The organism is Thermococcus sp. (genome assembly GCF_026988555.1).
Taxonomy (GTDB): Archaea; Methanobacteriota_B; Thermococci; order Thermococcales; family Thermococcaceae; genus Thermococcus.
In genome coordinates, this window is sequence record NZ_JALSLB010000044.1 from 22,759 (window position 1) to 48,729 (window position 25,971).

At 52.5% G+C, this 25,971-nt stretch carries 30 protein-coding genes; 14 read left to right on the top strand and 16 right to left on the bottom strand.

The window, feature by feature from the left end; genetic code table 11:
* Both glyS and MVK60_RS06695 read right to left on the bottom strand, forming a co-directional pair.
* On the bottom strand, nucleotides 1–1,710 hold the full coding sequence (gene glyS / locus MVK60_RS06690) for a glycine--tRNA ligase (RefSeq protein ID WP_297437742.1): 1,710 nt from the start codon (nucleotides 1,708–1,710) through the stop codon (nucleotides 1–3).
* Nucleotides 1,711–1,842: 132 nt separating this feature from the next.
* Nucleotides 1,843–3,048 carry a hypothetical protein gene (locus MVK60_RS06695; protein ID WP_297437744.1) on the bottom strand — a complete coding sequence of 402 codons (1,206 nt, stop codon included), beginning with the start codon at nucleotides 3,046–3,048 and terminating at the stop codon, nucleotides 1,843–1,845.
* Between the two features lie 222 nt (nucleotides 3,049–3,270).
* On the opposite strand from MVK60_RS06695, the gene MVK60_RS06700 reads away from it, so the two are divergent.
* The 3 genes from MVK60_RS06700 (at nucleotide 3,271) to MVK60_RS06710 (ending at nucleotide 5,220) form a co-directional block, all read left to right on the top strand.
* A complete protein-coding gene (locus MVK60_RS06700; RefSeq protein ID WP_297437746.1) occupies nucleotides 3,271–3,501 on the top strand; it encodes an LSm family protein in 231 nt (76 codons plus the stop codon).
* 25 nt (nucleotides 3,502–3,526) lie between these two features.
* Nucleotides 3,527–3,718: a 50S ribosomal protein L37e gene (locus MVK60_RS06705; protein WP_297437748.1), complete on the top strand. Its 192-nt coding sequence runs from the start codon at nucleotides 3,527–3,529 to the stop codon at nucleotides 3,716–3,718.
* Nucleotides 3,719–3,849: 131 nt separating this feature from the next.
* Nucleotides 3,850–5,220, top strand: coding sequence for an MATE family efflux transporter (locus tag MVK60_RS06710; RefSeq protein WP_297437750.1), 1,371 nt, complete (start codon nucleotides 3,850–3,852; stop codon nucleotides 5,218–5,220).
* Nucleotides 5,221–5,302: 82 nt separating this feature from the next.
* Here the strand turns inward: MVK60_RS06710 and MVK60_RS06715 are convergent, their stop codons facing one another.
* From MVK60_RS06715 to MVK60_RS06725, 3 genes are all read right to left on the bottom strand, one after another.
* Entirely contained in the window at nucleotides 5,303–5,578 is a 276-nt protein-coding gene (locus tag MVK60_RS06715) for a hypothetical protein (protein WP_297437752.1), read from the bottom strand.
* 133 nt (nucleotides 5,579–5,711) lie between these two features.
* The gene (locus MVK60_RS06720; protein ID WP_297437792.1) at nucleotides 5,712–6,848 is read right to left on the bottom strand and encodes a tRNA (guanine(10)-N(2))-dimethyltransferase; all 1,137 of its coding nucleotides are present in this window, start codon (nucleotides 6,846–6,848) and stop codon (nucleotides 5,712–5,714) included.
* Between the two features lie 170 nt (nucleotides 6,849–7,018).
* Entirely contained in the window at nucleotides 7,019–7,720 is a 702-nt protein-coding gene (locus tag MVK60_RS06725; protein WP_297437754.1) for an HAD family hydrolase, read from the bottom strand.
* An 80-nt stretch (nucleotides 7,721–7,800) separates the two neighbouring features.
* Here MVK60_RS06725 and pepQ point away from each other — a divergent pair, with 80 nt between their 5' ends.
* Together pepQ and MVK60_RS06735 are read left to right on the top strand one after the other, a co-directional pair.
* Nucleotides 7,801–8,847 carry a Xaa-Pro dipeptidase PepQ gene (gene pepQ / locus MVK60_RS06730; RefSeq protein WP_297437794.1) on the top strand — a complete coding sequence of 349 codons (1,047 nt, stop codon included), beginning with the start codon at nucleotides 7,801–7,803 and terminating at the stop codon, nucleotides 8,845–8,847.
* 141 nt (nucleotides 8,848–8,988) lie between these two features.
* On the top strand, nucleotides 8,989–10,062 hold the full coding sequence (locus tag MVK60_RS06735) for an mRNA surveillance protein pelota (RefSeq protein WP_297437756.1): 1,074 nt from the start codon (nucleotides 8,989–8,991) through the stop codon (nucleotides 10,060–10,062).
* Here the strand turns inward: MVK60_RS06735 and MVK60_RS06740 are convergent.
* From MVK60_RS06740 to MVK60_RS06750, 3 genes are read right to left on the bottom strand one after another with little or no spacing between them, the layout of a single operon-like run.
* Complete coding sequence (locus MVK60_RS06740) at nucleotides 10,049–11,056, bottom strand: AIR synthase family protein (RefSeq protein ID WP_297437758.1); 1,008 nt, start codon at nucleotides 11,054–11,056, stop codon at nucleotides 10,049–10,051. The genes MVK60_RS06735 and MVK60_RS06740 overlap by 14 nt on opposite strands.
* Entirely contained in the window at nucleotides 11,034–11,846 is an 813-nt protein-coding gene (locus tag MVK60_RS06745) for a 7-cyano-7-deazaguanine synthase (protein WP_297437760.1), read from the bottom strand. The genes MVK60_RS06740 and MVK60_RS06745 overlap by 23 nt, the downstream gene beginning before the upstream one ends.
* Before the next feature lie 36 nt (nucleotides 11,847–11,882).
* A complete protein-coding gene (locus MVK60_RS06750) occupies nucleotides 11,883–12,248 on the bottom strand; it encodes a DUF4870 domain-containing protein (protein WP_297437762.1) in 366 nt (121 codons plus the stop codon).
* A 184-nt stretch (nucleotides 12,249–12,432) separates the two neighbouring features.
* Between MVK60_RS06750 and MVK60_RS06755 the strand changes: the two genes are divergently transcribed.
* Genes MVK60_RS06755 through MVK60_RS06770 form a run of 4 tightly spaced genes read left to right on the top strand, consistent with a single transcriptional unit; the run spans nucleotide 12,433 to nucleotide 16,258 of the window.
* Nucleotides 12,433–12,666, top strand: coding sequence for a ferrous iron transport protein A (locus tag MVK60_RS06755; RefSeq protein ID WP_367270869.1), 234 nt, complete (start codon nucleotides 12,433–12,435; stop codon nucleotides 12,664–12,666).
* 12 nt (nucleotides 12,667–12,678) lie between these two features.
* Nucleotides 12,679–14,679 (top strand): ferrous iron transport protein B, encoded by a 2,001-nt coding sequence (gene feoB, locus MVK60_RS06760; protein ID WP_297437764.1) that lies wholly within the window; start codon nucleotides 12,679–12,681, stop codon nucleotides 14,677–14,679.
* A 15-nt stretch (nucleotides 14,680–14,694) separates the two neighbouring features.
* The gene (locus MVK60_RS06765) at nucleotides 14,695–14,967 is read left to right on the top strand and encodes a helix-turn-helix domain-containing protein (RefSeq protein ID WP_297437798.1); all 273 of its coding nucleotides are present in this window, start codon (nucleotides 14,695–14,697) and stop codon (nucleotides 14,965–14,967) included.
* 49 nt (nucleotides 14,968–15,016) lie between these two features.
* Complete coding sequence (locus MVK60_RS06770; RefSeq protein ID WP_297437766.1) at nucleotides 15,017–16,258, top strand: NDP-sugar synthase; 1,242 nt, start codon at nucleotides 15,017–15,019, stop codon at nucleotides 16,256–16,258.
* A gap of 209 nt (nucleotides 16,259–16,467) precedes the next feature.
* Here the strand turns inward: MVK60_RS06770 and MVK60_RS06775 are convergent, their stop codons facing one another.
* Nucleotides 16,468–17,268 (bottom strand): diadenylate cyclase, encoded by an 801-nt coding sequence (locus MVK60_RS06775; protein ID WP_297437800.1) that lies wholly within the window; start codon nucleotides 17,266–17,268, stop codon nucleotides 16,468–16,470.
* Between the two features lie 111 nt (nucleotides 17,269–17,379).
* Between MVK60_RS06775 and MVK60_RS06780 the strand changes: the two genes are divergently transcribed.
* From MVK60_RS06780 to cyaB, 3 genes are read left to right on the top strand one after another with little or no spacing between them, the layout of a single operon-like run.
* Nucleotides 17,380–17,928 carry a UbiX family flavin prenyltransferase gene (locus MVK60_RS06780; RefSeq protein ID WP_297437768.1) on the top strand — a complete coding sequence of 183 codons (549 nt, stop codon included), beginning with the start codon at nucleotides 17,380–17,382 and terminating at the stop codon, nucleotides 17,926–17,928.
* On the top strand, nucleotides 17,912–18,397 hold the full coding sequence (locus MVK60_RS06785) for an Lrp/AsnC family transcriptional regulator (RefSeq protein WP_297437770.1): 486 nt from the start codon (nucleotides 17,912–17,914) through the stop codon (nucleotides 18,395–18,397). Before MVK60_RS06780 ends, MVK60_RS06785 begins: the two co-directional genes overlap by 17 nt.
* Entirely contained in the window at nucleotides 18,398–18,898 is a 501-nt protein-coding gene (cyaB, locus tag MVK60_RS06790) for a class IV adenylate cyclase (RefSeq protein WP_297437771.1), read from the top strand.
* An 82-nt stretch (nucleotides 18,899–18,980) separates the two neighbouring features.
* On the opposite strand, the gene MVK60_RS06795 is transcribed toward cyaB, so the two are convergent.
* Nucleotides 18,981–20,174: a redox-regulated ATPase YchF gene (locus tag MVK60_RS06795; protein WP_297437802.1), complete on the bottom strand. Its 1,194-nt coding sequence runs from the start codon at nucleotides 20,172–20,174 to the stop codon at nucleotides 18,981–18,983.
* 97 nt (nucleotides 20,175–20,271) lie between these two features.
* Between MVK60_RS06795 and MVK60_RS06800 the strand changes: the two genes are divergently transcribed.
* The gene (locus MVK60_RS06800) at nucleotides 20,272–21,102 is read left to right on the top strand and encodes an MBL fold metallo-hydrolase (RefSeq protein WP_297437804.1); all 831 of its coding nucleotides are present in this window, start codon (nucleotides 20,272–20,274) and stop codon (nucleotides 21,100–21,102) included.
* Nucleotides 21,103–21,107: 5 nt separating this feature from the next.
* Entirely contained in the window at nucleotides 21,108–22,076 is a 969-nt protein-coding gene (corA, locus tag MVK60_RS06805) for a magnesium/cobalt transporter CorA (RefSeq protein ID WP_297437773.1), read from the top strand.
* Here corA and MVK60_RS06810 read toward each other — a convergent pair.
* The 6 genes from MVK60_RS06810 to MVK60_RS06835 all read right to left on the bottom strand — a co-directional run.
* Nucleotides 22,073–22,771, bottom strand: a complete 699-nt coding sequence (locus MVK60_RS06810; RefSeq protein ID WP_297437775.1) for an amino acid racemase — start codon at nucleotides 22,769–22,771, stop codon at nucleotides 22,073–22,075. The two genes, corA and MVK60_RS06810, sit on opposite strands and share 4 nt — an antisense overlap.
* 69 nt (nucleotides 22,772–22,840) lie before the next feature.
* Complete coding sequence (locus MVK60_RS06815; RefSeq protein WP_297437777.1) at nucleotides 22,841–23,404, bottom strand: hypothetical protein; 564 nt, start codon at nucleotides 23,402–23,404, stop codon at nucleotides 22,841–22,843.
* Complete coding sequence (locus MVK60_RS06820) at nucleotides 23,404–24,048, bottom strand: hypothetical protein (RefSeq protein ID WP_297437779.1); 645 nt, start codon at nucleotides 24,046–24,048, stop codon at nucleotides 23,404–23,406. The genes MVK60_RS06815 and MVK60_RS06820 overlap by 1 nt, the downstream gene beginning before the upstream one ends.
* Nucleotides 24,041–24,643 (bottom strand): hypothetical protein, encoded by a 603-nt coding sequence (locus MVK60_RS06825; RefSeq protein ID WP_297437780.1) that lies wholly within the window; start codon nucleotides 24,641–24,643, stop codon nucleotides 24,041–24,043. The genes MVK60_RS06820 and MVK60_RS06825 overlap by 8 nt, the downstream gene beginning before the upstream one ends.
* A complete protein-coding gene (locus MVK60_RS06830; protein WP_297437782.1) occupies nucleotides 24,640–25,350 on the bottom strand; it encodes an ATPase domain-containing protein in 711 nt (236 codons plus the stop codon). The genes MVK60_RS06825 and MVK60_RS06830 overlap by 4 nt, the downstream gene beginning before the upstream one ends.
* A 186-nt stretch (nucleotides 25,351–25,536) precedes the next feature.
* Nucleotides 25,537–25,971, bottom strand: a 435-nt coding sequence (locus MVK60_RS06835) for an alpha amylase C-terminal domain-containing protein (protein ID WP_297437784.1), incomplete at its 5' end; no start/stop codon positions are given.

A 25,971-nucleotide genomic window follows, 5' to 3' on the forward strand; every position in this document is an offset into this window, starting at 1 on the left:
TTACTCTTCGAAAATCAGCTCCCTGAGCTTCCCGGGCAGCTCCTCGATGCCCACCCTTATCTGCTCCCTCGTATCGCGATCGCGAATCGTGACGGTGTTGTCCTCGGGAGTCTGGTTGTCTATTGTGACGCAGTAGGGGGTTCCAATCTCGTCGTAGCGGAGGTAGCGCCTGCCGACGGTGTCCTTCTCGTCGTAGACCGCTATGAAGCCCACCTTCTGGAGGGTTCTTAGGATATCGTAGGCCATACCTTTGAGCGGCTCCTTGGCGACGAGAGGAAGAACCGCGACCTCGATCGGCGCCATATCCTTCTTGATCTTAAGGTACGTCCTGTCCTCATCTACGACGAGGCTGTTCTCAAGGAGCAGGTAGAAAGGCCTGTCGATACCGAAACTGGGTTCAAGAACATGGGGCACTATTTTCTCCCCCGTTACCTTCTCCTCGACCTCCTTGATTATGAAGTCATCCTTCTCCAGCTCGTGGCCCTCGATGATAGCATTTCCGCCCCTTTCGAGGAGTTCAACCAGCTCGTGCTTCTTTTCTTCTTCCCAGCCCTGGATAAGCTCGTTTATCCTCTTGGCGTCCTTCTTCAGCTTAGGTCCGACGCGCTTCATGTTGAGGCTCACTTTTAGGTGCTTGACTGTTCTGGGTTCATCGTAGTGTATGAGGACGGTTAGGTCAGCACCACTCATCTTCATGTGCTTGCTCAGGTCGTAGTTGCCGCGGTTGGCTATTCCGACGCACTCCACCCAGCCGAAGCGCTCGCTGTGTATCTCGGCGTCCCATGTGTCGCGCGAATAGTGAGCGCGCTCCTCCGGCAGCTGCTGGCGGAAGCGTATCTTATCCTCGGGGATGCCGATGTCGAGGAGCGTTCTTTTGACCATGACCATGTAGTAGGCGAAGAAGGTGTTCATGATGTAGCCCTTCTCCACGGCATCCTCCGCAGTAAGCTCAATCATGCCGAGGTCCTTGAGCTGGTGCTCTATCGGGTAGAGCCTCAAAACCTCGTCCTTGACCTCGTCGAAGTGCGGATGTTCGGTCTCCTTCGGGTTGAAGAATATCTCCGCCTCCGCCTGGGTGAACTCCCTCAGCCTTAACATCCCCTGCCTCGGTGAAATCTCGTTGCGGTATGCTTTACCTATCTGGAATACGCCGAAGGGGAGCCGGTTCCTCGCGAAGGCGTTCAGCCTCTTGAAGTTCACGAAGATACCCTGTGCAGTCTCGGGCCTCAAGTAGCCCTTCTGGTCACCGTAGGGGCCGATCTTGGTTTCGAACATGAGGTTGAAGTACCACACCTCGCCGAGCTCACCGCCGCACTCCGGGCACCGGATGTTGTGCTCCCGGATGAGCTGGGTGAGGTGCTCGGCGCTCATGCCTTCTGTGTCTATACCAAGGGCTTCCTCCACTATGTGGTCGGCCCTGAAGCGGGCCCCGCACTTCTGACACTCCACTAATGGATCCACAAACTTCTCAACGTGACCGCTCGCTATGAAGACCTTCTCCGGCGTGATGTCCGGTGTTTCCAGCTCGAAGAAACCCTCCCTCTGGAAGGCCTCACGTACCTTCCGCTCGATTTTACGTTTTATTGCCGCACCGAGCGGGCCGTAGTCATAGAATCCGCGTGAACCGCCGTAGATTTCAAAGCTACCCCAGGCGAACCCCCTTCTCCTCATCAAATCCTGGAGAATCTCGTACTTATCCACCTCTCCCATCACTCACCACCTGAAACTGGAGTAAGGCCATTTCATAAAAAGCTTTTGGAAACTCTTGGTGATGCTCTGCAGATGGAATAAAGGGAGTAGAGCAAGAAAGAATTTTGACGTCATCCCATGGAAATGCGGAACTCAACCCAGCCCTCGGAGGAGTAGTACCAATGGCAAAGTAATACGGGTGATACGATGCATTCTGTTAGTGTCGGCGGTCGCCCATATTTTACACCATAGTGTTCTTTCCACTCCTTTGAGCCCGTACTCTGGAAACCTCAATGTTGCTCCAGGCTCGATTTGGTACGTGTCCGAGCCAACCGCCTTGTCTTCGGCCACATCGTGCCACCATTTTGCAAGTTCCTGTGAATAGTCACTTTGATCATGCACAAACACATCGGGGATTGTGTAGCTCCAAGATTGTGATGCACTGATCGTGGCTCCATCTTCACCAGCAGAGACCCCAATTGAAACTCCCACAGTTGAGGCTCCTGAAGTTGTAGTGGGGGCATAGTCAGAAAGGAAACCATAACTGTTGTAATAATCAGCGTCTACCCAAGTGTACATGTCCGCTGTTCTCCACTCCGAGTCACTCCACAGTTCTTTGCCTGGGACTGATTGCTGTCTCACATGTACATCGTACCAGTCGTAGGTTGTGGATCCGTCGTTTATGAGCTTGTAGTATATTGTTCTAACGTTGAGCCTGCCATACGGTTTCCAGTCATCACCGCTGGTAAAATCAAGCTGACTCTGATAAGACCAGTACGCTCCAGATGACAGAGGCCCTACCCCGAGTTTGAAAGTTCCGGCGTTGGGTTTTAAGTTCTTGACCGCCCAAATGTAGGCCTCTTTAATTGCCCCTGGCACGCTATCAATGGAAACGAACTCTCTGCTTACAAGAATGGCATCGGAGGGATAGGTTACGTAACCGTAGACGGTTGCTTTTTTAACCGGCTTTCTCCCTGGACCTCTACCAGCTACAAGCTCTGCAAAGAACTGGCCCCTGAAAGTTCCGCTGATAACCTCGGGACTACCGATAACAATAACAGGTATTCCTGAGAGGATTTCTTTCTTCACGAGTTCCCTGAGCTGGGAGCTGTTTTTCACGTGGGAACTTTCAACGACAAGTATATGTGGAGTTTTAATGCTCAGTGAAGGGTTCATCCGTATCGCTTCCTTGAAATATTTCGAGACGTTGCTCCCCACGTAGTAAACTGGAACTGTGTTGTTTATCTTCTGAACCACTGGGACAGAGTACTGAACGCTACTGTTTGTTGGATACGCTGAAACAACAAACAGACTTCCAACCAAAACACCAAGTACGAACCATACCACTTTCTGTCGCATCCGACCCCCCCAACGGGGTTGTCAAGTAAAGTCAGATAGTTTGTAGTATTTAAGCGTTTCGCTCTCGTGAAATTAAAAAGTGTTAGTTAAACTTGATAACGCACTGTCCCGTAACTGGGTTTTCCCCATTCTCCTCGATTTTTGATTCTCAAAGGGGGAAAGAGTTATAAACCGTTTCCCTCGTTATCGTTACGAGCTTTGATTATTTGGAGGTGCGTGAAAATGGCGGAAAGACCACTTGACGTTATACACAAGTCCCTCGATAAGGATGTCCTCGTGCTCCTCAAGAGGGGTTCGGAGTTTAGGGGTAAGCTTATCGGTTATGACATACACCTGAACATAGTCCTCGCCGATGCCGACCTGATTCAGGAGGGCGAGGTGGTTAAGAAGTACGGTAAAATCGTCATCAGGGGAGACAACGTTCTGGCCATCTCCCCGGTTGAGCTTGAGTGAGCGCTTTGAGTAGCGAGGTGATACGATGGGAAGCGGAACAGAGCCGAAGGGAAGGAGGAATCACACTCCAACTCACATACGGTGCAGGCGCTGCGGTAGGCGCGCCTTTAACGTCCAGAAGGGCTACTGCGCCGCCTGCGGCTTCGGCAGGAGCAGGCGCATGAGGAAGTACAGCTGGTCCCACAAGTGGAAGAAGAAGAGGAACCTCGCGTACTGATTCTTTTTATTTTGGTTTTTCACGTGAGGAGTTCCATCCGACCTTTTCTGAACATCTTCATGTTCATCTAACCCATAGCAGAAACCTTATTAAACCTCTATGATGCTTTCATCGATTAGAGGGGCGTCTTAATGTTTCAGTTTAATAATACCCAGCGGAGGATCTGGTCACTGGCATGGCCGGCTATAATAGCCAACATCTCCCAGACGATGCTCAACCTAGTAGACACGCTCATGGTTGGTCATGTGAGCGCCCTCGCTATAGCCGCCGTCGGCCTTGGCGGACAGGTCAGCTGGTTCATGTTTCCGATAATGATGACGGTCTCCGTGGGGACCCTGGCCCTCGTGGCGCGCTTCGTCGGGGCTAGGGACTTTGAGAGCGCCGAGTTGGTTCTTGAGCAGAGCCTCTACTTGGCGTTCATCCTCGGCGTCCCGGTTATGCTCTTTGGCTGGTTCTTCGGTGACGACGTGCTCAGGATAATGGGGGCGAAGGATGCGCTCCTGTCACTGGCCGACTCGTATCTCAAGGTTGTCTTTCTCTTTTACCCCATACGCTTTGTCCTGTTCACTTCAAACTCGGCACTTAGGGGTGCGGGAGATACAAAGACGCCCATGAAGGTTGGAATACTTATGAACGTTCTCAACGCCACCTTCGATTACCTCCTCATATACGGCAAGCTGGGGTTCCCAAGACTTGGGGCAGTTGGGGCCGCGTGGGCTTCTGGTATAGGGATAACGACGGCCACGGTCGTTGTGATGATTTTACTCCTCTCCGGAAGGCTGATAATAAAATTCTCGCCGAGCTGGAGCTTCTATCCGGAGATGGTCGGACGCATAGTGAGGATAGGGACTCCAACGCTCGTTGAAAGGGGTCTGTTCAGCTTTTACAACTTCCTCTACATGAGCATCGTCACGCGCTTTGGGGACGTGGCCCTGGCTGCCCACCAGATCGGTCTTAGGGTCGAAAGTATAGCGTATATGCCTGCCTTCGGTTTCAACGTTGCCTCCTCTGCCCTGGTGGGACAGAACCTCGGTGCCGGGCGACCTGAGGAAGCTGAGAGAACGGTAAAAGAGGCTATCAAGATGGTGTCCCTTTTTATGAGTGCCATGGCCATGGTTCTTATACTCTTTCCCCGCTATCTAGTGATGCCTTTCCTGACCTCCAGCGATCCAAACTATGGTACGGTTCTGCACCTCGCCTCAATATATCTCCTGATAGTCGGAATAAGCGAGATTCCCCTTGGATGGGTTTTCGTTTTAAGCGGCTCCCTGCGGGGTGCCGGCGACACCAAGAGTCCGATGTACGTGACGGCGGTCAGTAAACTTCTGTTCAGGATAATCCCTGCCTATCTGTTGGGATTTGGATTTACCATTGGGCCGCTGAGCCTTGAGGGCATGGGGGTTGTCGCGGCCTGGGTCGCGATGAGTCTGGAAACCTTCACGAGCGCCGCGATGTACTGGTGGATATTTAGGAGGGGCAAGTGGAAGTACGTGAAAGTCTGAAACAGGCCAAGTCAAAAAGGAAGAGCACGTTACAGGGCCGCGACTATCAGTCCGAGGATAAAAAACGTAACCCCGGCTATTATTATTGAGATAAGCCATGCCAGGAACACCCTTCCCAACCGGTGTTGAAAATGGCTTTGATCACGCAGATGTACACGATGAACGTTGTTATAATGTTTATCCCGGGCAAGAAGAAGAGTACCGCCGCAATGATCCCTGCCAAGATTCCTCCGCTCAGTATCGCAACGAGGCTTTTGCCCAGGGTGGGGTTCCCCATCCCGGCAACTTTGGCACCCGGCTTCATGAAGTACGCCGCGACCAGTAACGCTATTAGTCCAACAAATAACGTTGCCCCCACTCTGAGTCCCAGAAGTGTTAAACCCCCAAGGATTCACCTCCCCGGTTCTGGCTTTACAGGTAGGGTGCAATGTTTATTAAGTTTTTGCAGCCTTGAACGTGTCCCCGTAGGACCTCCCGACGGTTCATGAGGGTCATCGAAGATCCCGCAAGGCGTCCAGCACATCTTCAAACGGTGCATCTGTCTTCAGAGCTGTCGGTGAAAAATGCGTCCTGGTTGCCCTGTGCCCCCTATCACGCAGTTCTTTGATGACCCCCGTGAGCTTTCCGACTTGGAAGTTGTTCCTCCTCGCGAGGGCGTGGGTGTCGTAGTGGAACGGAACGTCCAGCTCTTCGGCCAAGGTTCTGAGGAACTTAGGGGTTTTTCTGGGATCACCGAGGGGGACGCTCTCAACGGCAGAGAGAAGGGTCTCCACAAACGCCTGGTTCTTCAGCGGACCGAGCCACAGCGGGCCGTGGGCTCCGGGCCGCCTGGGGAGGAAGTCATCATTGTACTCGAACCTTCCATTTTTTTCCTGCCATACATAACCAAGCCGCTTCAGGGTATCGTCCGCTTTCTTTGCCCCGCTCTTCAGCCTTAGAAAGGCTCTGAAGTAGTGATCACGGTAGTACGCTAGAAGGACATCAACGCCAAGGTCGTATTTGGCGGCGTACTTTACCACAGCGCCTATCAGTATCCTAAGTCCTGCTTCGTGACACAGCTCCCTCCTTATGGGCTCGGCGAGGTATTTCCTCCTGCAGGCGTGTTTATACGCCCCGCACAGGACGCCGGTGTCCGTTGCTGTAATCGCCAGAACTCCCCTACGCCTGACAGAGCGAAGGGCGGTGTCCAGAAACTCCATCGGCGAGCCAAATGGATCCAGATCAACGAACTCGAAGTGTCTGAAGTTGTTCGCCATCACCCTGTTGGCGTCGTCGTTTGTTACGGTAATCCTCTTTGCTCCCTGGAATTTGGCCACTCTCCCCGTTAATTCCGGTTCGATCTCGATGTTGCGCTTCACGTTCTCAACTATCAAACGGAAGGCGTCTTCATTTATATCGTTCAACCAGACCTCCTCAACCTGCGTCTCAAGCGCGTATCGAATACCCCTAACTCCGGTGGCAGAAAGGGCATCGACAACCGACTTGACGCCTAGGATTCGCACCGCCAGCGTGCTTATGTCCCTGTTAAATCTCATCACGGGGTTGTAGAAGACCGGCGCATCGTAGATACGGTTGGCCTTTGGGATGAGTATCCTCGCGAGTCCTTCCCGCACCTCAACAAACTCCATCATCTCACCGGGAAAAGAAAAGGTTGGGAGGTTTAAAGGATTTCGACGTCAGGAGAACCGGGAGATCATACGGCGGTTGTTCTGCCCCCCTGCCATGATCTAGGTAAGGCGCTTGATCACTCCTCCACCTGCCCGTCCTCATCGAAGTCTACAGGGGTATTCTGGATCTATTACCCCAGCAAGCCTCTTTGTGAGCCGGTGCACTGATCTCCTGTTCCATCCCCAAACTCCGTAAGGCTGTCGTCGACTTCAAGGAGCTCCCTCAGGCTTGTTATCTTGATGAAGTTGTCCCTTTCAAAGAGGAGGGCAACATCGCTCTTGTAGGGGGAGGCCTTTTGGACGAGGAGGGCGTTTTCATCCAGGATGTACGTAAATCTACTCGGGCTGTCGTCAATCCAGACAACCGGGCAATCGGGATAAAGCTCCCTCACCGTCCCGAATTTCTGGAGCATATCTCTGGTGCCCTTGAAGGTTATTATCTCATCAAACTCGTCGTACCAGCCGGTTTTCTTGAGGAAGAGTACTTTACCTCCTGGGTACGTGTGTTCGCCCGAGAAGGAGATCACGGTTCTTCCCCTCCTCCGCAGCTTCCTCACAACCCTTCGCGCATGGGGGAAGTCCCTGATGAAGCGGGGCATCAGACTGTAGTACTCGTGTATAGTGCCCTGGGCCACGAGCTCATGAATGACCCCCAGATGGCGGTACGTCAGCCTTCCCTTTATGAAGAGGAAGAGCGCCTTGTAGTACTCGTCGTATAGATCGCTCTCTATAACTGCAGGAACCGTCTTTTCGATAGCGAGGCGAAGGGCTTTCTCAACGGCCCCTGTGCTGTCAACGAGCGTTCCATCAAAGTCAAAAAGATAGACGGTCATATGCTGGGCTCTCCTCGGAGGTTTATATGGGTTTCCGAAAGAGTTTTATCCAGCGAGGTCAATGCCCATCGGTGGTATCAATGAGGATAGAACATCTCCAAGAATTCCTGTCCCAGAACGAGCTGGACGGGGCCTTAATAATTTCCTCTCCGAATCTGTACTACTTCACTGGATCATCGCCGGTTCTCGGCGGCTACTTGGTAGTAACACCAGACGAGTCGCTCTTCATGGTGCCCGAACTTGAGTATGAAGAGGCTCGGGAGACCTCAAAGGTTCCTGTGGAAAAGTTCAAGGGCGGCAAGGACCTCTACGAAAGGCTTTCCTCCTTCGGACTCCGCAGGCTGGGCATAGAGGGGGGAACATCTTTTTCCCTGACTCAAAGCCTCCGTGAAAAGGTTGGGGTAACCGAGTTCAAGACAATTGATGACATCATCAAAGAGCTAAGGATTATCAAGACGCCCGAAGAGATTGAGGTCATAAAGGCCGCCTGCGAGATAGCGGACATGGCGATGATGGCTGCCCTTGAGGAGATAAGCGAGGGCAAGCGCGAGAGGGAGATAGCGGCGAAGATGGAGTACGTCATGAAGATGAACGGTGCTGAAAAGCCGGCCTTTGACACAATAATAGCCAGCGGCTGGCGGGCCGCCCTGCCCCACGGAGTGGCAAGCGACAAGAGAATAGAGAAGGGTGATCTGGTAGTCATCGACGAGGGGGCCCTGTACCGACACTACCACTCGGACATGACGCGTACCATAATAGTAGGTTCACCCAACGCGAAACAGAAAGAGATATACGAGATCGTTCTTGAAGCCCAGCGGAAAGGTGTTAAAAATGCCAGGCCCGGCATGACGGCCAAGGAGCTGGACACCATCGTCAGGGACGTCATCAAGGAGTACGGCTACGGAGACTACTTCATACACTCCACCGGACACGGCGTCGGACTTCAGATACACGAGTGGCCGAGGGTCAGTCAGACGGACGATACGAAGCTCAAACCGGGGATGGTGATAACCATCGAACCAGGGATATACCTGCCCAAGTTCGGTGGAGTGAGGATAGAGGACACCCTCGTCATCACGGAGAGCGGGGCTAGGAGACTCACCAAGACAGAGAGGGAGTTGATTTAGTTTTCCAGAAATTTCTTGAAAAAGTGTGCCTCGTCAAAATAAGAAGCGATTAGTGGGTGCTCTGGTAAAGATTCAAAACCGTCTATGTCGTTATAATCGGAAGACGAGAGGGCATATACGAAGACCTTTGAGGTGGTTGGGATGCAGATAATTCACCAGGACGTCAAGGAGGGCAAGATAAAGGTCAAGGCGGAGACCCTCGATGACCTCTGGCACCTGTACCACATAATCGAGGAAGGCGACGTCATCTACGCCAAGACCCTCCGCAAGCAGAGCCAGCGGGCCGATTCCCTGAGGGCGGAGAAAGTTGAGGTGATCCCCGTTTTCCTCGGCATCAAGGCTGAAAAGGTCAGCTTTCACAAGTTCGCCAACCACGTGCGCGTTACCGGGCCCATAGTATACTCCTCACGCGAGGACGTCCCCGTGGGGAAGTACCACACGATAATTATCGAGGAGGGAACCGTCGTCACCATCCAGAAGCCCCGCTGGAGGGGTTATTTCCTGGACAGACTTAAGGAAGCCGTTGAGGCCTCCAAGCGGGCGCGCGTGATGATAGTCGTCATGGACGATGGCGAGGCAGATATGGCCCTGGTGAGGGAGTACGGCGTTGAGATTTTGAACAGTATCAGACGCAATCTGGGTGGAAAGCAGTACAGCACCGAGAGGGAAAGCGAGCAAAAGAGGTTCTTTCACGACGTTGCAAGGACGATGGAGGAGATAATGCGGCGCGAGAAGGTTGAGAAAACCATAGTTGCGGGCCCTGGCTTCGTGAAGGAAGACTTCTACAAGTTCCTGCGCGAGAACTACCCGGAGTTGGCCAAGAAGGTCGTCGTTGAGGACACCAGTGTAACCGGCAGAACGGGCATCTACGAGGTCATCAAGCGCGGAACGGTTGACAAGGTCTACCACGAGAACCGCGTTGCTAAAGAAGTCCAGCTCGTCGAGAAGGTTCTTGAGGGCATCGGAAGGAACACCGGGATGGTGACCTACGGACTGAGGGAAGTTGAAGAGGCCGTCAACTACGGTGCGGTTGAAACCCTTCTGGTTCTGGACGAACTGCTGAAAGGGGAGTACAGGGATAAAATCGAGGAGCTTCTAGAAACCGTCAGACGTTCCCGCGGCGAGGTCATCGTGGTCAGTTCTGGGCACGAGGGCGGCGACAAGCTGAAAGCGCTGGGGGGCCTGGCGGCGTTGCTGAGGTTCAGAGTGAAGTGAGTTCCTTGCCGTACAGCTCCACGTAGGGGTCGCCTTCAAACCTTGGAAACGGCCTTTCTTCCCCCTTTTCCACGAGGACGCGCCTCTTTTTAGCTGTGAACTCCCCGAGCTCAAAGGCCTTGACCCCATTTTTATTTAATTCTTTAATTAAGAAATTGTATTTTTCTGGTGGGACTATCGCTATTAGCGTCCCGCTCGAGGATACGCTCCAGGGTTCAAGGCCGTAAAAGGAGAGAACCTTTTCCACTAAGGGGTTGAGTTGTAGCCTCGCGCCGTAAACGGTGAAGCCAACTCTAGAGTTGTCGGCAATCTCGTGGAGCGCCGTTAAACCACCCTCCGTCGCGTCGTGCATCCCCCTGACGAAAGATTTAGCGATTAAAGCGTCCGGGACGACGGTTTCGAGCCGGTAGAGGGATCTCAGCTCCGCAATTTCCCGGGGGGTCAGGACCTTTCTCAGCTCGTCTGCTCTAAAATAAGCGGAAGAAACCGCGAACTCAAGGGCAACTTTGCCTGTGACGACTATTCTGTCTCCGGGCTTCGCGAGGGGGAGCCTAAGCTCGTCTTTCCCCACCAACCCCATTGCCGTTGTCGTCGCCGTGGGCTCGGAAATCGAGGGGTAAACCCCCGTGTGCCCGCCGATTATTGCGGTGCCATAGCGCTTGCATTCTCTGTTAAGTTCCTCCATGGCTTTTTTCAGGAAATCCGTTGAAGCCCCGGGAGGAAAGAGCAAATCGACCACGAGCCACTCTGGCCTTGCTCCAAAGACGGCAACGTCACTCGAGGCGAAGTGGTAAATGAAGAAACCAAAGGTCTCCCAGGAAACACCGAGCGTCGGGTCCGTTGCGACTACGAGATAGTTCCCCTCGCCGTATTCGAGAACCGCCGAGTCAAAGCCTTCCCTGGGCCCATAGATTACCTTCGCGTCCTCCACACCGAGATTTGGGAAGACTGCATCGTGCAGAACGTCGTTCCTAAGCTTTCCGGACGGGAGCATTTTTCTCACCTTTGAATCGCTCTATTACACTCTTAACCTCAAGGAGGGTTTCTTCATCCGGGTTCCAGGCCATTATCTCAAAGCTCGGGACACGGACGCTTACGCGAACTTTTCTCTGCCTGGCGATTTTGCTGACTCTGCAGTTAACTCTGTAAACCAAATCCATAAGCTCCTCGGTGACGATTTCCTCCCGATCTATATACTGTAAAGGACAGCCCTCGCGCCACTGCCTCCGCCTCGCGTGCTCGTACATGCGGTAGGGCCTTATACCGGCCTCTTCCGCCAGTTTCTCAACTCGTCTGACGGTGTACGTTATCAGGGGCCTGAAGAGGGGAATCCCAATCCTTGGAATATCACAGAGCCTTATATCGCCGTGGCACTGATCAAGCAGGGCCCCAATAATTTTATCGTTGGCGTTGTCGCCCTTGGCCAGGATGTCAAAGCCGTTGTTGAGGGCGAACCACTTGGCGTTCCAGAGCATGACCTTCTTGCAATTGATGCATACTGGCCCCTTTCTTCCCCTCGCCTCGCGGAGGAGACCTTCTGTTATATCGACGAGGTAGTGCTCAACACCGAGTCTTTTCGTGAACCTCATGGCCCAGTATAGGGGTTCCTTCCAGCTCCAGCGGTGGAAGAAGGTGATTGCGGATACATCGAGGCCTGCCTCCTTCAGAAGATAAAGGGCCAGGCTGGAGTCCTTCCCACCGGAGAACATCAGGAGAATGCTCTCTCCAGTGAGTCCCTGCTCGGCTGAGAACTCCCGGACTGCTTTGACGGCCGACTCAAGCATAGGGAAAAAATAATGGAGGGCCTTAAAAATCTAACTTCACAGGTTAACCTTTCCGAGCCACTGCTCCGCCAGGTCCCCGATGAAGGGAAACTTGTAGCGCTCTCCCTGGTACGCCTTTACCATGCCGACTATCCAGAGTATGACTCCCAAGAGCCACAGGAGTTCTGACAGTACCCATCCGACAAATGGTATAACGGCCAGTATCCATGCGAGAATCGTAATGCCCAGGAAGGTTATCGTTGACTGCATGGCGTGAAACCTGACGAAATCGCTGTCCTTCTCAAGCAGAAGGAATATTATCCCGGTCAGCCACCAGCCCAGGTAGGCTAGCAGGCCCTCCAAATTCTCCTCGATGCCAAGGGAAGTCTTCCCCCTCGGCTTGGTATCGGAAACATCCTCCATAGGTGTACACCTCCAAACCTAAAACAATCTCTAATTCTCTAATCCCTTAAATACCTTTCCGAGTTTGCGGTGGGGGATAGCACCCACTGATTTTTGGATTCGAACCTTAGCGTTTTATTAGGCTAACAAAAGCTTTTTAAGGTTCTCGATAGAACGTAAAACGTATTAGGGAAGCCTAATGGTGATGAACATGATTGTTCCATTAAGCTCACTGAAACCGGGGGAGAACGGCATCGTGGTCGATATCAAGGGGGGCCACCAGTTCAGGAGCCGTGTTGTATCCATGGGTATAACCCCCGGTATAACGGTTCATGTGGTTGAATCGTATGCGGCAGGCCCGATAATCTTCTACGTCGGGGGCACCCGACTTGCGATGGGGAAGGGGATGGCAGCCAGGATTTTGATTAAAAAACTCTGAGGGTGCTCAAAGATGGCGATGAAGGTCGTTGCTCTAGCTGGAAATCCAAACGTTGGAAAAACCACGGTTTTCAACGCACTAACCGGGATGAGGCAGCACGTTGGCAACTGGCCGGGGGTTACCGTGGAGAAGAAGGAGGGAGTGTTTGAATACGGGGGACAGAGGTTTCTGGTCGTTGATCTCCCCGGAACTTACTCACTGACGGCCCATTCCGTGGACGAGCTCGTCGCAAGGAACTTCCTTTTAAATTCAGGCCCGGATGTCGTCGTTAACGTGGTGGACGCAACGGCCCTTATGAGGAATCTGTTTCTAACGATGGAAATCCTTGAGATGGGCGTAACTAACGTGGTGCTCGCCCTTAACAAGATGGACCTCGCGGAGAAGAGGGGTATCCGCATAGACGTTAAGAAGCTGGAGGAGCTCTTTGGCATTCCCGTGGTTCCACTCAACGCGAAGGCCGGAATCGGCGTGAACGACCTGAAAAAACGGATATATGAGATGTCCAATGGAAGGATAAAGACTGCCCCAATCGTTCCGGAGTATGAACCGGACATCGAGCGCGAAATCACACACATTGAAGGGGTCCTCAGCGGGACAGGGCTGGTCACGAAGTACAGCCCCCGGTGGCTTGCGGTGAAGCTCCTCCAGCGTGACGATGAGGTCATGAAACTCGTGCTTAGGCACCTGGGGAAGGAGAAACTCGATGAGGTAATGACGCACATCGGGGAGATAGAGTCGAAGTACGGGAGGACTATGGACCTCATAATAGCGGGCCAGAAATACGAGTTCGTGGACTCACTGATGCACAGGTTCATCCGCTACACATCAAAGGAAAGTCCCAACCTGACCGACCAGCTCGACAGGATCCTCGTACACCCGGTATACGGCTTCTTTGCCCTCCTGCTCGTGTTCTACGCGATGTTCAAGTTCGTGTTTGCGGTGGGACTCCCCATCCAGGGCTGGCTGGCGGCAGAGTTCAGCGCTTTCGGAGGGTGGCTTGCTCCCCATATAACTAGCGGAGCTCTCAGGGGTCTTCTGGTCGATGGCGTAGTAGGTGGTGTGGGGGCGGTGCTGAGCTTCTTCCCGCTGGTGTTCCTGCTGTTCTTTGTCCTTGCCGTATTGGAGGACGTAGGGTACATGGCGAGGGTGGCAGTCCTGATGGAGAAGATCATGAGAAAGTTCGGCCTTCCGGGTAAAAGCGTCATCTCCTTAATACTCGGATTCGGCTGCAACGTTCCGGCGGTCATGGCCACCAGAACCCTGGAAGATGAGAGGGATAGATTGGTCACGATGTTCGTCAACCCGTTCATTCCCTGTTCGGCGAGGCTCAGCGTTATCAGCTTCCTTGCCGGAGCGTTCTTCAGGGGAAACCAGGCAATTGTGGCAGTTAGCATCTACGCCCTTGCGATACTGATCGCCCTGTTCTCTGCGTGGATTGTCAGCCATTTCGTAATCGGGGGGGAGGAGAGCCCCTTCGTGATCGAGCTACCGGAGTATCTCCTTCCGGGCTGGAAAACACTTCTTTTACACTCCTGGGAACGGAGCAAGGAGTTTGTTAAAAAAGCCGGCACTATAATCCTAATCGGGTCGATATTCATCTGGTACCTCAGCAACTACCCCGCCGCCATCGGGACGGGAAAGAGTTACGCCGAGCGGCTCGGTCACATCTTTGCCCCCTACATGGGGCTGATGGGACTGGACTGGAGGGCCGCGGTCAGCCTGCTCTTCGGGATAATAGCAAAGGAAAACGTGATCTCAACGTACAGCATCATCTACGGGGTGGGCGGCGGAGAGGAGGCACTCAGGGGTGCGATGGCAGGACTCTTAAGCCCGCTGCAAGCGTACGTCCTTGGTGTCGTTACAACCCTGTACATTCCATGTATAGCGACGATTGGCGCCATAAGGGCCGAAAGCAATTGGAAATGGGCCGCTTTCTCTACCGCATACATGATAACCGTGGCCTCAGTAATTGGGATCCTGATATGGCATATCGGCCTTTTCCTGGGCCTTTGAGGTGGGGGCTTGAAGATGAGCAAGATCGAGATGGTACTGAATCTCATACGGGATGGGGAGAGAAACCCAGCCGAGATCGCGGGAAAACTCGGGATGAGCCGCGAGGAAGTCGATGGTATCATAAAGATACTGGAGAGCATGGGGTACGTTGAACGGATTGAGAGGGGATCGGACGCTTGTGAGGCCTGTCCCCTCCGCAGTATCTGCCTTGGATCCTGCGTTAGAAAGACCGCCACCGTATACCAGATCACCGGAAAGAGTTTCTCCCTCAAACGAGGCCATATTTAATGAGCGTAAAATATATAAGTCCGCCCGCGAAGTAACTACCGGTGATGCTATGAAAGCTGTCATTCTTGCCGGTGGTTTTGGGACCAGACTCAGGCCGCTCTCATCAACCCGGCCCAAGCCGATGGTTCCGGTTCTTGGGAAACCAAACCTCCAGTATCTGCTGGAGAGCCTTGAGCGGGTATCAGAGATCGACGAAATCATACTCTCCGTCCACTACATGAGGGGTGAGATAAGGGAGTTCATCGACGAAAGGATGGGAGACTACCCGAAGTCAATAAGGTTCGTTAACGACCCCATGCCCCTGGAAACGGGAGGAGCCATCAAGAACGTTGGGGATTACGTTGGAGAGGACTTCCTGGTGATCTACGGTGATGTTTTCACCGACTTCGACTTTGGGGAGCTTATAGAGGCCCACAAGGAACGCGGCGGTCTCATAACTGTTGCGGTCACGAAGGTCTACGATCCCGAGCGCTACGGTGTTATCGAGACCGACGAGGAGGGGAAAGTAACCCACTTTGAGGAGAAGCCGAGAAGACCAAAGACCAACCTGGTGGACGCCGGCATCTACGTCCTCAACCGGAGGGTGCTAGAGGCTATACCCAAGGACAGGGAAGTCTACTTCGAGCGCGAGGTACTCCCCAAGTTCGTGGCGGCCGGGGAGGTCTACGCCCACAAAATGCCGAGGGAAACGTACTGGATCGACCTCGGGACGCCTGAGGATCTTTTCTACGCCCATCAGGTGGCCCTCGACAGGATCTCCAAAGAGAACGGCTACTACACCATAAAAGAGACCGCGGAGGTTCCGGAAGACGTGGAGATTCAGGGTCCTGTGTACATAGACGAGGGTGCGAAGATCGGACACGGTGTAAAGATCAAGGCGTACACTTACATAGGCCCGAACACCGTGGTCGGCGAGAGGGCGTACCTCAAACGCGCCATCCTTATAGGCAACGACATCATCAAGGAGCGTGCGGAGCTGAAGGACTCGATACTCGGTGAGGGCGTCGTGGTGGGTAAAAACGTCATCCTCAAAGAAAACGCGGTGGTCGGCGACTACGCTAAGATATATGACGATCTCGTCATCTACGGTGCCAAGGTTCTTCCGTGGAAGAAAGTCGAGGAGTACGAGGCCTTCATTAAGATAAAGCTGGATCCAACCAAGGTCCGGCCGGGAGCAACCCCCGATCACTGCCCGCTGGGGCTACCTGAATGTATCTACAAGAAGTTCAAGGCCATAGCCGGCGAAAAACCGCCCTGTGATGAGTGTATAGAGAACCAGTGGCTCTTTTGAGCTTTTTCATTTAGTTCTTTCGTTCTGAGTTGTTACCGAGTTCACTGTTTTTAGACGTCCGACGGACGTTGGGTGAGCGGGACTCAAGCTGAACTGCAGACTGACGGGGAATTCAGTGAGAACAGTCAATCACATGATAATGCACCCCAAAATTAATCCTGCTGAAAGTCAAAACCTTTTGTTGAAACTTTGCTGGCGCAAAGTTTCCTTCAGTACCTTATCCTCGGGTTGTACTCCAGAAGCATGAGGCCGTTTTTGAATATCCTTATGGTTCCACTCTCGGAGAGGCTTATGGAAATGGCCTTCGTTAGTTTGGTTATACCCGCGGCCGCTATGTGTCTGCTACCGAGTCCGGGGGGTAGCATAAGGTCTATCGCTTTGGGATCCACCTCGATGTACCTCCCTGCCGCTAGGATTCTGCCCGTGCCGCTGACCACGAACGCCCCATCGAGCTGGGCGAACTCCTTTATTATCTCTTTGCTGTCCCTGTCGAGAACGTTGATCTTGTGGCCCTTGAAGGGGTTGGGGATCATCTGATGAGAGTGCTTGAGGACGTTTCTGGTGTCACCTATCACAAACACCGTTCCAACGTGGGCGCCTTCCCTCCCTTCGACACTCAGCTCAATTGCTATCTCAAGAAGCCTCTGCATCACGTTCTGGTTCTGGGCGAAGAAGCCGCGCATTGCAGAGATTCCCTTTTTAACGCTCTTTATACCGATCAGGTCCTCGGTGGCATAGACAAAGGAATCACCCTCATTGAGGAGTTCGTGTTCCAGGAGAAACGCCGAGATCAAGTTCAGAACGTTGTTGAGGTCGAGATTGTGCGGTATCGAGACCCTCTTGACGCGTTCATCCTCTATGTCGAACACGGAGCCGACTACCACGAGCGTGATGTTCACCTGGGGCAGTTCTTCTGGCTTCACATCCCCCAAGACCACAAGGGCCTTGGCATTGGTCTCCCTCGCTACCCCAATGGCACTCTTCAGCATTGTCTCAAAGGTACTCCCCATCCCGATCAGCCACTTTAAATTCTCCAACGTTGTATAAAAACTTACCGTCTTTGTCCAACGGACGGTGGAAAAGGTTAAAACTGGATTATCCAAGTTTCGTGTGGGATCGATATGAGGATCGTCGTTGGATTGACGGGGGCCAGCGGTGCCATATACGGCGTCAGACTCGTGGAGACACTTAGGTCTCTGGGGCACGATGTCATCACCATAGCCTCCGACGTCGGACTCAGGGTGATAGAGTACGAGCTTGGCATTGAGTTCCGGCCGGACTACGGGGAAATGGACCTCTTCGCCCCGGTAGCATCGGGTTCCAGCCCCTTCGACGCCATGGTGATAGCTCCCTGCTCCATGAAAACACTGGCAGCAATAGCAAACGGCTACGCCGACAACCTGATAACCAGAACTGCGGACGTCGCCCTCAAAGAACGCCGGAAGCTTGTGCTGCTCGTCAGGGAAACTCCACTGAGTTTGGTTCACCTCCGGAACATGATGAAGGTCGCACAGGCCGGTGCAGTTGTTATGCCGGCATCTCCAGGATTTTACACAAAACCTAAAACATTGGAGGATATAACAAACTTTATAATCGGTAAAATCCTAGATATCATTGGAGTTAAACATAACATATACCCACGGTGGGGGAGTGATGGTGTCCCAACTTGACGACCTTGATCGGGCTATACTAAGACTGCTCAAAGAGGACGCCCGATTGACCATATCCGATATAGCCGAGCACCTGCAAAGGCCCGAGTCAACCATACATTTCAGGATCAAGAAACTCCAAGAACGGGGGGTTATAGATAAGTACACCATAATCCTTGGAAGGGATCTCTGGCCCAGGGACCTTGCCATCGTATATATCCAGACTGAAACCCCGATAATAGAAGACTTCCTTGAGAAGTACGTTAACCACATCATGAAAACGCTCTCCCTTCTGCCAAACGTTCTCGCCGTCGCACGCAGTGGGAAGGACGGATTGATTGCCCTAATAGGAGAGGGGGACCGCGAGAAGCTGGATCATTTTATAGATGACACGATAAGAGTGTTGCCGACCCTCAAGCGTGTTGAGGTGTTCTACCTCGACGGGTTCACCAAGGGCAGGGATCTGGTAGGATTCTTGGTAGGTGTCTGAATGGAGGTTGAGGTTAAATTCAGGGTAGACTTCAACAGTGTCATGAGAAGGATAGAGAGAATAGGCGCCGAGTTCGTTCATGAGGAGATCCAGGAGGACCTGTACTTTCTCCTTCCGTATCCCCAGCTTCTCCGTGTCCGCCGGATATCAAATTTAGGTCGCTCTTTTCTGACGTATAAGCTCATCAAGGATCCAGGACAGAACGAGGAATTCGACGAGATTGAGGTGGAGGTCTCCGACTTCGAAACCACCGTTGAGATCCTCAGGAGACTGGGATACGAGGAGGACGTATGGGTTAAGAAATACCGCAGGGTCTATAGGCTTGGTGACGTAACCTTTGAGCTCAACCGTGTGGAGAACTTAGGGGACTTCCTTGACATTGAGGTCATTACCGAGGACGTCGCGGAGGCCAAGAGAAAGATATGGGAGACCGCTGAAATGCTCGGGCTCAGTAGAGCGGATGTGGAGCCGAGGCTGTACCAGGAGCTCATGAGGTTGTGAGCATCGGTCCCCCGGTAACGGGCCGTTTGATCTTCTCTGGAGATGCCAAAAGGTAGTAGGGGCGGACCCCGCGAAGCTAGGGTCACTTCGCGGTGGCCACGATCTTTATCACGTCGTTGAACTCCAGCCTGTAGTCGTCCCCAACGCGCCTGTGTGTCTTTGCGTTTACGGCGTACAGGAAGGTTCGGCCGAGATCCGTATGGACCTTAAACGCCAGGTCCCTTGGCGTTGAACCTTCCGGGAGAAGGTGAACGTGAGGTAGGACGTTCCCAAACCCATCCGTCAGCTTGTGTTCATCCTCGACTGGATACACTGGAATAAGTTTGAGGAGCTCAAAGGTGGCCCTGTTTATAACGTTCTGGACGCCAGTGGAACCAAACCTCTCAAGAACCCTCTCCCGTATCAGTTCCAAGGCTTTCTCCTGCTTGGGACTCATGCTCTTAAGGATCTCAAAGTCGCCCGAGCCGGGGATGTAGTCTATGAAACCGGCCTTTGCCGCCTTCCTCAGGGTGAGCTCCGCGGCGGAACTGGTTGGAACCACTATATATCCCCTGCTCTTTCCCTTTTTTACGAGACGCTCTATCTGGGCGTCCGCGGCGGCATCGGCTTTGTTAGCGGCAATTATTATGGGCTTGTTGGTTCTCCTCAGCTCCCTGACGAAGGTCATTATGTCCTCATCGCTCCATTTCGTAGGATCATCCGGAAGTCCAACACTGTGAAGGGCCTCCCAGACGTCTTCCTCGTCCACACCTATTCCGGTGAGGTGGTCGGCTATCGCCTGTGCCAGCTTCAGGTGTTGAAGTTTTATCCTCTTCGAGAACTTGTCCCAGCCCCTCTTTAGTATACCGAATACCCAGAAGTTTATCTCCCGCTCAAGGAACTCTATATCTTCAACGGGGTCGTGGTGGTCGGTTGGGTTCCCCTCGACGTCCGTTTTGCCCGTTGCGTCGACAACGTGAATCAGGGCAGATGCCATTCTAAGGTCGTCGAGGAACTTGTTCCCCAGCCCCTTCCCCTCATGGGCCCCCGGCACGAGGCCGGCGACGTCTATCATCTTTATCGGGATCATAGCCAGTTCCGACCGGTACTCGTAATTTTGCGGATCTGGTTTACAACCGAGTTCCTTGCAGGGGTGTCCTGTTATTGCATAGGTAACCCCGACGTTGGCGTCTATGGTAGTGAACGGATAGTTGGCGATGTCAACATCAACTAGGGTTGCGGCCGAGAAGAAGGTCGATTTTCCAACGTTCGGTTTTCCGACTACTCCTATCTCCATCCATTTCACCATCTCAATTTCAATGCTATGGTTTTAAGGGGTTGCGGTTTCCGAAAACTATAACTTCCCCTTCGCCCTAATTCTTTCGGTGGGTCTTATGAGGATATACACCCTTGTCGAAGATTATTCGGGCTATGAGAGTCCCTTCCTTGCGCAGCATGGCATCAGCTTTCTTATCGAGGCCAGAGGAAGGCGGATACTCTTCGATACCGGCCAGAGCGCCGAACCCCTCCTTCACAACATGGAACTGCTCGAACTTGAACCCAGGAACGTGGACTACGTCTTTCTCTCCCACTGCCATTACGACCACACGGGGGGCCTGAAAGGAGTTCTGGAGAGCATCGGGAGGAGGGTACCGGTAATAGCACATCCCGATATCTTCCGTCCTCATTTCATCACAGAACCCTATCTAAGAAGCGTTGGGATTCCGTTCAGGAGGTCCGAGATCGAGGAGCTGGGCGAGCTCATCCTCACCCCAGAACCCCTCGAGATTATCAACGGTACTATCTACTCTACCGGGGAAGTTCGGGAACGTGAGGGGTTTGAGGAGTCCGAGCTCACTGTTTACACCCTTCAGAACGGCAGGCTCGTACGGGACAGCCTTATGGACGATATGAGCCTGGTCATTAGGGGCCCCGACGGATTGGTGGTGGTCAGTGGATGCTCTCACGCTGGGATAGTGAGCATAGTCAGGCACGCCATTAAGATGACGGGAGAACGGCACGTGAAAGCCGTCGTTGGTGGGTTCCACCTAATAAACGCTGGAAGAGCACGGATAGAGAGAACCGTGAAGGCTTTCCTGGAGATGGGTGTTGAACAGGTTTACACCGGCCACTGCACGGGCCTTCGGGCTGAGGCTGCGTTCATGGACGCCTACGGAAAGGGATTCCACAAGCTCCATTCCGGCATGGTCATTGACCTCGGGTGATCCCCATGGAGAACCCCCCAATAACCATAATGGCCTATTCAAAGGACTCTTTCATGAGCAGGAAGGTGGCCGGCCCGGAATCCGCTCTCCAGTTCAAAGAATATCCTACAGTCTGGATAAACATAACCGGCTTCTCCGCCATTCCAAAACTGGAAAAACTCCTCGACCTCAGGGGATTCCCATCGAGGCTCAGCTCCCGTCCCACGGCGCATCCCCGTGTCGTCATCTTCCCGGACTACGCTTTTATCCTAATCTACCAGGTGTACGAGACTCAGGGAGGTCTTAGAAGGGAGAAGACGGCACTTATCCTGAGGGACAACTTCGTTATTACAGTTCAGGAACGTGAGGGGGACGTCTTCGATCCCGTGAGAGAGGGCATCCGTCAGGGGGAAGGACTCTTCCGTGAGCGCGGTTCGGACTACCTTCTTTTTGCCCTCCTGGAGGCTGTGATTGGGAATTACGTGCCGATAATTGAGAGGATAAGCTCCCAGATGGAGGAGCTCGAGGGACGGATTCTGGAGAAACCCGATGCGGGGCTCCTGCGCCGTATCCACGGCCTTCGGCGCGATATACTCTTCATGAGACGCACAATATTTCCCCTACTTGAGGCCTTCAGGAAGCTCCGGCTTGAGGGTGGCTCCTTCTTCCGCGGGGATGGTGCCAAGCTCATGGAGGAACTGCACGAGCACGTGGCCGAAGTTCTCGATATACTTGAGGGACAGAGGGAACTCGCCAACAGCCTGGTGGAGCTGTACTATTCCACGCTTTCGACGAAAACCAATGACATAATAAGGATACTGACGGTGATCTCTACGATCTTCATCCCGCTGACCTTCATAACAGGAGTTTACGGCATGAACTTCGGGTACATGCCGGAGCTTCACTGGCACTACGGCTACCCAGCGGTTCTGCTTGGGATGCTCGGAATCAGTCTGACCATGCTGGGCTACTTCAGGAATAAGGGGTGGATTTAGAAGTCCTCAATTCCCAGTGCAAGCCTCACAGCCCTCTCAGCTATTACGCCCATTGGATCCACAAGGGGCACCCTAAGGTCCCCGGGCTTCAGCACCAGACTGACCTCGGTGCAGCCTGCTATTATAGCTTCACTCCGCCTTTCCAGCCGTTTTGCAACGGTTAGAATCAGCTCACGCCCCTTTGTAAGGTCACCGGCTTTGACACCGTCGTAGATGCCCTCCATAACCATCGCCTGATACTTCTTCGATGGAAGGGCTATTTGAACGCCGTGCTTTAACAGCGCCCTGTGGTACACCAGTCCTTTCACGGTTCCGTCAGTAGCGAGCAGGCCAACCTTCCGGATGCCCATTTCTTTAACCCTCTCAGCAGTCTCCTCCACCATGCTGACGAGGGGGATGCCTATACCCCTCCGTACGGTCTCGGCAAAGAAGTGGGCGGTGTTGCACGGCATTATTATGAAGTCCGCTCCACATTCCTCGAGCTTCTTTGCAGCGGCCAGGAGCTCCGGTCGGGGATCCTCACCCCTACCGAGGATGAAGTCCGTCCTGTCAGGTATCTTTGAATCGTTGTAGATGAGCACTCGGGGATGATCCTGATCCCGCTTTGCGGGGGTTTTTTCTATTATTCTCCTGAACAGGTCTGCAGTCGCCAAGGGTCCCATACCACCCAGGATACCAATCACGCGCTCGGGCATGTCCGCACCTTCGGGTGAATGCTATTTAGAAAACACGTCCGTAGTATTTAACGGTTTGGGGGCAAACTCTTAGGTTCGAGCCCTCAGTTCGGTTCCCCTTTCAATAGTTATCATCATAAGGAGCAAAACAGAGGCGAAGTAAAGGAAGCTTGAAAAAACACGGAAACCAAGAACAAGGGCGACCACTCCTAAGAGTGCAAAACCGCTCGAAAGTGCAAGAGGTTCTGCTACCCCTTCTCCAGCAACTTCGGGGTGTAAATAGACTTTAGCCATCATAACCGAGAGAAATAGAAGGGTACCTACACGGAAATATGAGACATCCCCTTTTATATCAACGATCAGGGAGGTAATGATGACGATCAAACCAAACGTGATATATGAGAACCTTTTACTACCGCTCCTCCTGAGAAACTTTTCTGGTATGGTCATAAAGATCAGCATCGCAAGGAACTCTAAAACCTCAAGATGGATTCCTAGGAAAAGCTGGACGGTTGAGCTACTTAAAAAAGTGAGACCTGCAAGTAGGGCAGGATAAAAACCCCCTACAATCGAGTTTTTCCCCTTAAAAAATCCAATGATCAGGATGACACCGAGTATCAAATCGGGGAGTTCATAGATAGCTGGACACTCCATTACAGCCACCTCGAGAGAATCCAATGTACCATCACCACGGAATAGAGCCACATTAAAAGGGCCGAGAGGTACAGTAACATAATCCAGTAATGGGGGCACGTGGCTGATTTCTCTATTCCATAATATCTGACCCATGAATGAAGGACTAGGATCCAGGATGCTAGGCGGAGCATGCATCTGCCAAGCGGCATGTTGATCCGGAGGGATAAGGGGATCTTTATCATCAGCATCATTAATATTAAGGTTCCAACAACCAGAGTGCCCCAGACAAATCCTCTAAGTTGAGAAGCAGTGAACTGCGAATACAGGACAATGGAAGCACTGATGATCCCTGCCTGGAGCAGGGTCTCTCTATCCGCGAAAAGGTAGCCCATTCTGGAGAAAGGGAACACTAGCAGGGAAGCCCCGATAAAAGAGATGAGGACTGGAAGAAATATCCAAGGCCAGTATGGAGAGGTTATCCCTTTCACACTGGTTATTGAGCTCCCCATGATCAGTAGCACCGCGCCGGTTAACTGGGTAGCCTCAAGATACCTGCTATGGACGGTATAGACGTTAAGCTTATGAAAGAGACCGATAGTGTACGCTACCCCGCATGCCAAGATAGAGCCCATTAGAAGAATAATGAGTGAATACTCATTCAAGGGGCTCACCTATATCCGCGTTCCCGTTTTTAACATCCAGTGTGTAAAATCCTGTGATATTGTTGGGTGATTTTTTAATCCTTATCCCCCGCTTTATATGAAATCCTTCCAGGACCTCGATGATATCAATCACATACGTCGAGAGCTCCTCAAACATTGCCAGGGTTCTGTCGTCAATGAGACGCTTGTCGATTATCGTCACAAGCACAAAATCATGGGAGATTGCGATATCAGCGAGTTCTAGGAGGAAACGGTACACCGTGATCGGGGGGTGAAAAATAAGCAACGGTTGAAGGAAGAGCACTCCAATGAGCTGTTGATGAGGTAGTTCCTTCATAAGATGTGTTACTCTGAAGAGTTCTTGCGGCCCAAAATCCTTCCCGAGGGTTAAATACTTGCTGTTTTCAAGCCCAGGCACCCTCTTGAGTTGCTTCTCTAGTCTGGATGTTACAAGGATGACTTTGCCGCCGCTGTTCTTCTTAAGTGCCTGTATAACAATGCTTATTCCAAGGTCGCCGACGGTGGATATAAGGATGAGAGCACCGGGTTTAATATCGCCCAGCAGCTTGTCGAGTTTGGGGATGCCAAGTTTCAATACTCCTCCCCCATAAAAAGGGACTCGTTGTGATAAACCTCTACCCCCCTGTTTGTTATCCTATACGGCCGTATCTCCTCGTCAAAGGAGCTTCCTCTGAACTTGCTTATACCTATCCCTCGTAGAACCTTACCGCGCTCAACAAACTTGAAAAGCTCAATAACCCCATTCGCCAGATACTCTTCGACACCAACCTCGTCGCTCTCCATTGTCAAGATAATAGTTGCGTCGTTTGAGATGAGGGTGTTAACGAACAGTAGGAACGTCTTTCTGTAAGCGGCTTCGTTGTTAAGGATAACCCGGACCATTGTTATCGGATCAATCACGATCCGTGTGTATCGCTCTTCTTTGAGGATGTCTTTTATGCCCGCTATAAGCTTATCAAAACTAATACCGAACTCCATGTACCGAATATCTCCCAGTATGTTTGTCTTTGTCCCAGTTGGAGTCGCATCTATTATCTTAAGGTTGGGGTGTTCCACGTTAAACCCAAACTTACCCATGTCAGTTTTTATGTGCGCCGCGGGTTCTTCCATGGTTATATACAGGGCTCCCTCTCCCTTTCTAACGCCCTCCATCAAAAAATGCATAGATAGGGTTGTCTTTCCCATACCCGGACCCCCTTTGACTAGGTATATTCTCCCAGGAATAAGGCCTCCGTGGAGCATTTTATCGAGTCCGGGCACCCCGATAGAAATCCGTCCCATATTATCCCACCGGTGGGGAATATACTTTGGATCTATATAAAGATTACCTGTTCTAATTTCCATGGTTTTAGAATAATCTCAGACAATATCCCACAGTTGAATTGATAATAATCACAATTTGTAAAGGGGGTGATACACGTGCCAACTCCCTGCCCCCTGACTGTAAAAGATGCAAAAAGTAAAAGCTCATTCTCCGTCTGTCTCCCTGATGAGAACCAGCACGCTCACCGGAGGGACGCTTATTCTCCCTTTAATGGAGCCTTCGACAGTGGGCCAGACCTCCTTCCAGGTTCCTGCCGGAAGTTTGATTGGAGTTGCGTTGTTTCCATTGTTCGCGATGACGAGCGCCTCGTTCCTGTGTCCCCTGAAAAACGCCAGGACCCCGCCTTTGGCCGTGTAAAACTCTATCTTGCTGCTGGTCAGTGCGGGAACGCTTTCCCTCAGTTTCGCCAGTTTCCGGTAGTGGTCGACCAGGCTCCAGTTGCACTTGTCCCACTGGAGGGGATACCGCTGCTCATCGTAGTGGTTCTTGTTTCCAAGGAAGCCACACTCGTCACCCTGGAACGTTACCGGCATTCCGGGGATGGTGTAGAGCAGTGTCGAGAGAAGCTTCAGCCGTTT